This window comes from Pseudomonas sp. P7759, from assembly GCF_013386445.1.
GTDB classification, from domain to species: Bacteria; Pseudomonadota; Gammaproteobacteria; order Pseudomonadales; family Pseudomonadaceae; genus Aquipseudomonas; species Aquipseudomonas azotoformans_A.
In genome coordinates this window covers 64782-72868 of the sequence record NZ_JACART010000063.1, presented here as the reverse complement: position 1 = coordinate 72868, position 8087 = coordinate 64782, and the positions used below count along the sequence as shown (strand labels likewise).

Annotated in this window: 9 protein-coding genes, 1 tRNA gene and 1 pseudogene; 2 read left to right on the top strand and 9 right to left on the bottom strand. The window is 56.1% G+C overall.

Annotated features, from left to right (window positions below; all coding sequences use genetic code 11):
* From HX823_RS29665 to dapA, 7 genes and pseudogenes are all read right to left on the bottom strand, one after another.
* Positions 1 to 292 (bottom strand): annotated as a pseudogene (locus tag HX823_RS29665) (hypothetical protein); the annotation flags it as partial.
* A gap of 57 nt (positions 293 to 349) precedes the next feature.
* Positions 350 to 661 (bottom strand): hypothetical protein, encoded by a 312-nt coding sequence (locus tag HX823_RS29660; RefSeq protein ID WP_138726264.1) that lies wholly within the window; start codon positions 659 to 661, stop codon positions 350 to 352.
* A 920-nt stretch (positions 662 to 1581) separates the two neighbouring features.
* A tRNA-Ser gene (locus tag HX823_RS29655) sits at positions 1582 to 1671 on the bottom strand.
* 84 nt (positions 1672 to 1755) lie between these two features.
* Complete coding sequence (purC, locus tag HX823_RS29650; RefSeq protein ID WP_003172493.1) at positions 1756 to 2469, bottom strand: phosphoribosylaminoimidazolesuccinocarboxamide synthase; 714 nt, start codon at positions 2467 to 2469, stop codon at positions 1756 to 1758.
* A 27-nt stretch (positions 2470 to 2496) separates the two neighbouring features.
* A complete protein-coding gene (locus HX823_RS29645) occupies positions 2497 to 3255 on the bottom strand; it encodes an MBL fold metallo-hydrolase (protein ID WP_033902647.1) in 759 nt (252 codons plus the stop codon).
* 4 nt (positions 3256 to 3259) lie between these two features.
* Complete coding sequence (gene bamC, locus HX823_RS29640) at positions 3260 to 4375, bottom strand: outer membrane protein assembly factor BamC (protein WP_177078166.1); 1116 nt, start codon at positions 4373 to 4375, stop codon at positions 3260 to 3262.
* 17 nt (positions 4376 to 4392) lie between these two features.
* On the bottom strand, positions 4393 to 5271 hold the full coding sequence (gene dapA / locus HX823_RS29635) for a 4-hydroxy-tetrahydrodipicolinate synthase (RefSeq protein WP_033902649.1): 879 nt from the start codon (positions 5269 to 5271) through the stop codon (positions 4393 to 4395).
* A gap of 273 nt (positions 5272 to 5544) precedes the next feature.
* On the opposite strand from dapA, the gene HX823_RS29630 reads away from it, so the two are divergent.
* Positions 5545 to 6105: a glycine cleavage system protein R gene (locus HX823_RS29630; RefSeq protein ID WP_003172487.1), complete on the top strand. Its 561-nt coding sequence runs from the start codon at positions 5545 to 5547 to the stop codon at positions 6103 to 6105.
* A 10-nt stretch (positions 6106 to 6115) separates the two neighbouring features.
* A complete protein-coding gene (locus HX823_RS29625) occupies positions 6116 to 6589 on the top strand; it encodes a peroxiredoxin (RefSeq protein ID WP_016975173.1) in 474 nt (157 codons plus the stop codon).
* A 152-nt stretch (positions 6590 to 6741) separates the two neighbouring features.
* On the opposite strand, the gene HX823_RS29620 is transcribed toward HX823_RS29625, so the two are convergent.
* Positions 6742 to 7812 carry an AI-2E family transporter gene (locus tag HX823_RS29620; protein ID WP_033902651.1) on the bottom strand — a complete coding sequence of 357 codons (1071 nt, stop codon included), beginning with the start codon at positions 7810 to 7812 and terminating at the stop codon, positions 6742 to 6744.
* Between the two features lie 31 nt (positions 7813 to 7843).
* Positions 7844 to 8083, bottom strand: coding sequence for a sulfurtransferase TusA family protein (locus HX823_RS29615; protein WP_010212198.1), 240 nt, complete (start codon positions 8081 to 8083; stop codon positions 7844 to 7846).
* Positions 8084 to 8087: the final 4 nt, after the last annotated feature.

Here is an 8087-nt window from a genome sequence, read left to right as displayed (position 1 = left end):
CACCACCAGTCCTATTACTATTTTTAGTTTCAATGAAATTCATATACCTCAAAACATTTAGGGATTTCTTACGAGTATTTTCAGAAACGTCCAAGTACTTATCAAGGTCATGAAGCTTAACTTTGCATTCATTAAATCTATCCATATTTTCGACTGCAGCCATCAGGATTTGCCCAGCCACTTTATCAAAACCAACCACTGCAATATAATAAGGCATTGCGCTCGTAAGAATCTGCGCGTAAAAATTCTTTTCTAATTTATTAAATGTTATACTATTAAAAGGGTTCTTCATCTCAACCTCAACTCATTAATTAGACTGTTTGCCGCAGTCTTTTTATTTTTCTATCAATTAAAGGTTAAGGAACTTAACTTCAATCCACATCATTCCATGGGCTTTATCATGCTCAACAGCAATTAATTTCTGCTCAATTAAAACGTTCATGCATCTGCGTACATTTTCGCTTGTGCAATCCATCCACTTCCTAATCTCTGCTTTGTCCGTATAAACGACATGCAAGCCAGTTTCTGTTTTATCAGCAGCAGTACAGAGTTTTATCAATAGCGTATGCGCGGAGTGTTTTGTCAAAGCCACTTTACAAAGAGCTTCCAAGGCTTTGTCAGAAGTAGGCAGTCTTATATATCTTCTATTCTCAATGTTCATGTTGATTATTATTTAGTTTGTTTTAATACAATAGCATTTGAAAAACACAAAATTGTGGTTTAAGCACAAATTTGTTGAAAAATATTTTAGTATGAGAAAATAAAGCAAACTTTGGAGTACAATTTTTTGTACTCCAAAAAGAGAAACTCCACAAATATGTTGCAAAACACCCCTTTAGAGTACAGTTTTTTGTACTCTAAAATACCTTTACAGTACAATTTTTTGTACTGTAAAGTCTCTACAGGCCACGGAAATCAAGGACTGAAAACCTATAGCGTGCGCGTATAATTTTAGATCTCTTTAAAAACCTAAAGGCGTCAGCAAACCAGCTATCGATAACTGGGTATTGGATCATGTGTTAACCATTGAAATGCATTAGACAGTGCAATGTCTTTGGTTGATCCTTGAAGCTCATTCTTTCGTTTAACGTCCGGGCACTCGCTGCGCGAAATTGTTCAGCACTGCAAGCCCAAAACTTTGGATCATGCGTTTGTCGTTCAGCTTCCCGCCAAGATACTTTTTTAATTAAAGCTATTCCTGCATTTCTGATGGTGGATTATCTGGCCTTGCTGGTTGGTCCATTGGGCTGAATCTCGTTCAGCTCAACACGATCAGATTATTTTCCCATGAGAAGGGCTGTGAAGCGTTTTGAGACGCTTACGACCCTCCAACCTACCCTTCTGTCGTTTTCCGTACAAACTTCTCAGCACAGGTGTCCTAGGACGGAACAACCGTGGGTGACGAAAGGAAATCGAGGGTTAAAGCCTTACCAGCTCCGTAGGCACAGCAACTGAACAAATTTTGGTCAAAAAAAAGCCCCGATCCGAAGATCAGGGCTGTTTATTTTGGTACAAAGCGTTGGTACAAAACGCTTTATGTGACCTCTCGTAAGTGCTTGATTTACAAGAGCGTCAATAAAATGGCGGAGAGATAGGGATTCGAACCCTAGGTACCGGTGAAGGTACAACGGATTTCGAATCCGTCCCATTCGGCCACTCTGGCATCTCTCCAACGGCGCGCATCATAACAGCGTGACTCAGGAAAGCAAAGCTCGAAGCGAGATTTTTTTCCGTGCTATCAGATGCTTGCGTCGATTAAAGCGGTACGCCCAGACGGTTGGCGACTTCTTCGTAGGCTTCGATGACGTCACCGAGGCCCTGGCGGAAGCGGTCCTTGTCCATCTTCTTCTTGGTGTCTTTGTCCCACAGACGGCAGCCGTCCGGGCTGAATTCGTCGCCCAGGACGATGGAGCCGTCGTGGAACACGCCGAATTCCAGCTTGAAGTCCACCAGCAGCAGGCCGGCGTCGTCGAACAATTTGCTCAGCACGTCGTTGACCTTGAGGGACAACTCTTTCATGCGTGCCAGTTGCTCAGCGGTGCCCCAGCCGAATGCCACGACGTGGGATTCGTTGATGAACGGGTCGCCCTTGGCGTCGTCCTTCAGGAACAGTTCGAAGGTGTAAGGGTTGAGCTTGAGGCCCTCTTCCACGCCCAGACGCTTGACCAGGCTGCCGGCGGCGTAGTTACGCACGACGCATTCCACCGGGATCATGTCGAGCTTCTTGACCAGGCACTCGTTGTCGCCCAGCAGCTTGTCGAATTGGGTCGGAATGCCGGCCTCTTCGAGTTTCTGCATGATGAAGGCGTTGAACTTGTTGTTCACCATGCCTTTGCGATCAAGTTGTTCGATGCGCTTGCCGTCGAACGCCGACGTGTCGTTGCGAAACAGCAGGATCAGGCGGTTGGCGTCGTCGGTCTTGTACACCGACTTGGCTTTGCCGCGGTAGAGTTCTTCACGTTTTTCCATGATGGGCTCCGCTTGCTAAATGGTGGGCTAGGCGATGTGTCGCCAGTCGAGCCCTGAATCTTGATCGGCCAGTTGCAGCCAGTCCGGGTCGCACCCGAGGGTGTCGACAAAACATTGCCGGGCCAGCTGCGGCAGGTTGTTCTTGCTGCTCAGGTGGGCCAGGACCAGGTGTTGCAAATCTTGCCAGCCCAACTCATACACCAGGTACGCCGCCTGGTGGTTGTTCAAATGCCCCAGTTCGCCGCCCACCCGTTGCTTGAGAAAGCGGGGGTAATGACCGCGAGCCAACAGGTCTCGGCAGTGGTTGGACTCGATCATCAACGCATCGAGATCGCGGTAACCGTCCAATACCTTCGCGCAGTAGGAACCCAGGTCGGTGAGTACGCCAAAGCGTCGCTCACCATCGCTGAAGACATATTGCGTCGGCTCCTGGGCGTCGTGCGCCACGGCTATCACATCGATGCTCAAGGCTCCGATTTGCAGCTGCTCGCCACCGGCCAGGAAACCTGCGGGTTCAATGGGTTTGCGCATCCCGCGCAAGGTACCGCGACTGAGGTACACCGGAAGATTGTAGCGCCGAGACAGCAAACCCACGCCATGCACGTGGTCGGCATGTTCGTGGGTCACCAGAATCGCGCTCAACTGCGCGGGGTGAACCCCCAGGCGCAGCAGGCGCCGCTCGGTTTCCCGTAACGAGAAACCACAATCCACCAGCACGTACGTGTCGTCGTGGGCGACCAGCGTACCGTTCCCTTGGCTACCGCTGCCGAGAACGGCAAAACGCACCGGATCAGCCCAGGTTGTCTTGAATCACGCCCAACACTTTGCGCGCTGTCTCAGCGGGTGCAACGGTGTTGATGTTCTTCTCGACGGTGACCTGTACGCTTTCGCCAACCTTGCTCAAACGAACCTGGTAACGCTCGGCACGGGTCTCGATTTCTTCCTTGGTCGGCTGGCTGCCGAACAGTTTGCTGAAGAAACCTGGCTCTTCATCTTTATGCTCGGCCTTTTCAGCCACGTTGATGTAGTACAGGCCCAGGCTGCGGTTGATGTCTTCTACACGCCAAGGGCCCTGCTCCAATGCACGGCCAACACTGGCCCAGGCACGGTCGAGGTCTTCACCCAGGTTCAACACCACGTTGCCGCTGCCGTCTTCAGTCAGGCTGACGCGGCTCGGGGTGTCGTAATCACGCGCGGCGAGCAGGGAAACCGAACCGCCCTTCTCGGAGATACGGCTCATGCTGGCCAGCATCTCGTCAACCAGGGCCGAGTCGACACCGGTGTTGACCGAACGGTTGGTGAAATCAACGTTGGCGGTGCTGCCGGCCGGACGCTCGGCGCTGACCACGTAGACTTCACTGGTATTACGCTGCACGCCTGGTTCAATGCGCACACGCACACGGGCTTCGCTGTCGGCGGCTACACCACCGGCCTGCAGGCGCTTGGCCATGGTGGCGGACAACTCGCCGCCTTGCTGCCATGCGGTGGTGAACTCACCGGTCTGCGGGCGTTGCTCGTCGATGCGGAAACCGTTGTCCTGGAAGAACTGCACGGCCACCGGCCAGACTTCAGCAGGTGGGCGCTGGGCCACGATCCAGCGGGAATCACCGCTCTTCTGCAGGCTGTAGTCGCTGGCATCCGCCACGGCCGAGATCGGCTGTGGACGTGGCACCACGTACTCACCCTTGGTGGTGTCGTCGGCGACGTTACGCGGAATCGGCAGCAACGGGTCAAGGCGCTTGGCGACGTTGACGCCCGGCGGCAATTCCATCGGTTTGGTAGGTTGGGCTTCCAGGTAATCGCTACCGCGGTCACGGAAGTAGCCTTCCGGGCCCCAGATCCAACCGCAGCCACTGGTGCTGGAGATAATCAAGGCAAGTGCGGAAAGTCCGGCCAATCGCTTCATGCGTAGTGCTTCCTCAATTAAACCAGGACGCCGGACTGGCGCAGGGCCTGTCGCAGCGGTTCGTGACAGGCTTCGCTGAGACGGGTGAGCGGCAGACGGATACCGTCCGGCATCATGCCCATTTCAGTCAGCGCCCACTTCACGGGAATAGGGTTGGATTCGATAAACAGTGTCTTGTTGAGCGGCATCAGCTTCTCGTGGATCGCGCGGGCGGTCACGGCGTCGCCGGCAATGGCGGCGGCGCACATTTCGCTCATGGCACGCGGGGCCACGTTGGCGGTCACGGAGATGTTGCCCTTGCCGCCCAGCAGGATCAGCTCAACGGCGGTGGCGTCGTCACCGGAATACAGCAGGAAATCACTGCTCACGCCGGCCAGGATGTCCTTGGCGCGTTGCAGGTCGCCGGTGGCTTCCTTGATACCGATGATGTTCGGCACGGTGGACAAGCGGATCACGGTCGCGGCCTGCATGTCGCAGGCCGTGCGGCCTGGCACGTTGTAAAGGATCTGCGGAATATCGACCGCTTCGGCGATGGCGCGGAAGTGCTGGTACAGGCCTTCCTGGGTCGGCTTGTTGTAGTACGGGGTCACCAGCAGGCAGGCATCGGCGCCGGCCTTCTTGGCGTTCTTGGTCAGCTCGATCGCTTCACGCGTCGAGTTGGCGCCCGTACCGGCGATCACGGCAATACGGCCCGCGACGCGCTTGACCACGAATTCGATGACCTGGATGTGTTCTTCCACATCAAGGGTGGCCGATTCACCGGTGGTGCCGACCGCCACGATGGCGTTGGTGCCTTCTTGCAGGTGGAAGTCCACCAGTTTGCCCAGGCTGTCCCAGTCGAGATGACCTTGTGCATCCATGGGTGTGACCAGTGCCACCATACTGCCCGCAATCATGCAACCGCTCCTGCCGGAAAAAGAGAGCCGTAATGGTACTGGCGCCAAGATGCTTGCACAAGCGAAGTACCGCCTGAGGATGCGTTATGGCGCAACTAAACGACGGGCAATGCCATCATTGGGCCAAAGCCCGCCTTGGAGCACAGTGAAATCGAGCCGATCACGCAATGAAAACGCCACCTCCTATCCCTTGGCGACGGTTTTCGCTACCCTTCATCCTTTGATCGATACAGCCCGCACAGTATCGACCGCTCATCGTTTTAGGAAGGCTGCATGTCCACCCCCACAGTTCGCGAACAATTCCTTGTTATCAGTGCCCTCGGCGCCAACCCCATGGAGCTGACCAACGTCCTGTGCCGCGCCAGCCATGAAAACCGCTGCGCCGTCGTGACCTCCCGCCTGACCCGCCACGGCGAGTGCAGCGCACTGGTCCTGCAGATCTCCGGCACCTGGGACGCCCTGGCGCGCCTGGAAACCGGCCTGCCGGGCCTGGCTAAGAAGCATGACTTCACGGTCAATGTGGTGCGCAGTGCCGCCCTGGAGAATCGTCCCCAGGCCCTGCCTTATGTGGCGTACGTCAGCTCGGCCTATCGTTCGGACATCGTCAACGAGCTGTGCCAATTCTTCATCGACCACAACGTCGAGCTGGAGAACCTGACCTGCGACACCTACCAGGCCCCGCAAACCGGCGGCACCATGCTGAACGCCACGTTTACCGTGACCTTGCCGGCCGGCGTGCAGATCAGTTGGCTGCGCGACCAGTTCCTGGATTTCGCCGATGCCCTGAACCTCGACGCACTGATCGAGCCGTGGCGCCCACAGAACCCAATGTAAGGAAGTTTTCATGGCGGTAGTCATCGACAAACCGGTAGCCGATTTCGAAGCCCAGGCCACCAGCGGCCAGACCTTCAGCCTTGCAGCCCTCAAGGGCAAGCAAGTGGTGATCTACTTCTACCCAAAGGACAGCACGCCGGGTTGTACCACCGAAGGCCAGGGTTTTCGCGACCAGTACGCAGCATTCAAAGCGGCCAACACCGAAGTGTTTGGCGTGTCGCGGGACAGCGTGAAGTCTCACGAGAACTTCAAGGGCAAGCAGGCATTCCCCTTCGAGCTGATCAGCGACAAGGATGAAGCGGTCTGCCAGCTATTTGATGTGATCAAGTTGAAGAAGCTGTACGGCAAGGAATACCTGGGCGTGGATCGCAGCACGTTCCTGATCGATAAGGACGGCGTGCTGCGTCAGGAATGGCGTGGCGTGAAAGTGCCGGGCCATGTGGATGCAGTTCTGGCGGCGGCGCAGGCTTTGAACAAAGCCTGAAGCGCAGTGGGCTGTTGTGGTGAGCGGGCTTGCCCCGCGCTGGGTGGCGAAGCCGCCCCAAAGCCTGCCAGCGCGTTTCAACTGGAAGAACACGGTGTCTAGATTAGGGCTGCTTCGCAGCCCNNGCCCGCTCACTACAGAAGGTTAAGCAGCTACAACAGCGGCGCCACCACCGGCTCCTGTCGCGGCCACGCATCCAGCACCGCCTTGAACAGCGTCGCCAGGGGGATTGCAAAGAACACGCCCCAGAATCCCCATAACCCACCAAACAACAGCACCGCGCAGATGATCGCGACCGGGTGCAGGTTGACGGCCTCCGAGAACAACAGTGGCACCAGCACGTTGCCATCCAAGGTCTGGATGATCCCGTACACCGCCATCAGGTAGATGAACTGGTCACTCCAGCCCCACTGGAACAGCGCGATCAGCGCCACCGGCACGGTCACCACCACAGCGCCGACGTACGGCACTACCACTGAAATACCCACCAACAACGCCAGCAACGCCGCGTAGTTCAGGTCCAGGGCGATAAAAGCGATATAGGTCACGCCGCCGCAGATAATGATCTCGATGACCTTGCCACGAATATAGTTGGCAATCTGCCGATTCATTTCCTCGGCCACCCGGGTAATCAACGCACGTTCGCGCGGCAGATAGCCACGTACCCAACGGCCGATCATGGCGCGGTCCTTGAGGAAGAAGAACACCAGGATCGGCACCAGCACCAGGTAGATCATGATGTTGACCAGCAACGGCAGGCTGGACAGGGAAAAAGTCAGCGCCCATTGCCCGAATTTTCCGATCTCGCCGCGCGCTGCTTCGATGGCCTGCAACACCTGTTCGTCCGACACCAGGTGCGGGTAGCGCTCCGGCAACAGCAGCAACAGCGATTGCCATTTGGCGAGCATGCCCGGCAGTTCGTTGAACAGCGTGATCAGTTGATGCCACAGCAACGGCAATACCACCACGATAAACAGCACCAGCAGGCCCATGAACAAGGCGAACACCAGGCCCACGGCGGCTCCCCCCGGCAAGCGCAAACGCTCCAGTGTGGTCACCAGCCCTTGCATCAGATACGCGAGCACCATCCCCGCCAATACCGGCGCCAGCATGCCGCCCAAGGTGAGCACGGCCGTAAAGGCCAGAAACAGTAGGACCGCCAGCACCACGGCCTCCTCATCGGAGAAATAGCGCTGGATCCAGTCTCGTAACACTTTGAACATCAATCAACCTCGGGTGGTAGGGGCGAACGGTTCAGGCCTTGCGCAACCAGTAACGGTACACACCGGCGGCGTCTTCTTCATGGAGCAGGGTGTGGCCGGCGAGCTTGGCAAAGGTGCGGAAATCACGCTGGGAGCCCGCGTCCGTGGCGATCACCTTGAGCACTGCACCACTGGCCAGGCGATTGAGCTCCAACTTGGCCTTGAGCAAGGGCAACGGGCAATTGAGGCCGCTGGCATCGAGTTCGGCATCAAAGGCTACAGCGTCGGTCATGGTT

What these genes read in the sequence shown, in the direction of transcription:
- HX823_RS29660 (WP_138726264.1), bottom strand. Translation starts at nt 661, where the DNA reads ATGAACATTGAGAATAGAAGATATATAAGACTGCCTACTTCTGACAAA.
- HX823_RS29615 (WP_010212198.1), bottom strand. Translation starts at nt 8,083, where the DNA reads ATGACCGACGCTGTAGCCTTTGATGCCGAACTCGATGCCAGCGGCCTC.
- HX823_RS29620 (WP_033902651.1), bottom strand. Translation starts at nt 7,812, where the DNA reads ATGTTCAAAGTGTTACGAGACTGGATCCAGCGCTATTTCTCCGATGAG.
- bamC (WP_177078166.1), bottom strand. Translation starts at nt 4,375, where the DNA reads ATGAAGCGATTGGCCGGACTTTCCGCACTTGCCTTGATTATCTCCAGC.
- purC (WP_003172493.1), bottom strand. Translation starts at nt 2,469, where the DNA reads ATGGAAAAACGTGAAGAACTCTACCGCGGCAAAGCCAAGTCGGTGTAC.
- dapA (WP_033902649.1), bottom strand. Translation starts at nt 5,271, where the DNA reads ATGATTGCGGGCAGTATGGTGGCACTGGTCACACCCATGGATGCACAA.
- HX823_RS29625 (WP_016975173.1), top strand. Translation starts at nt 6,116, where the DNA reads ATGGCGGTAGTCATCGACAAACCGGTAGCCGATTTCGAAGCCCAGGCC.
- HX823_RS29630 (WP_003172487.1), top strand. Translation starts at nt 5,545, where the DNA reads ATGTCCACCCCCACAGTTCGCGAACAATTCCTTGTTATCAGTGCCCTC.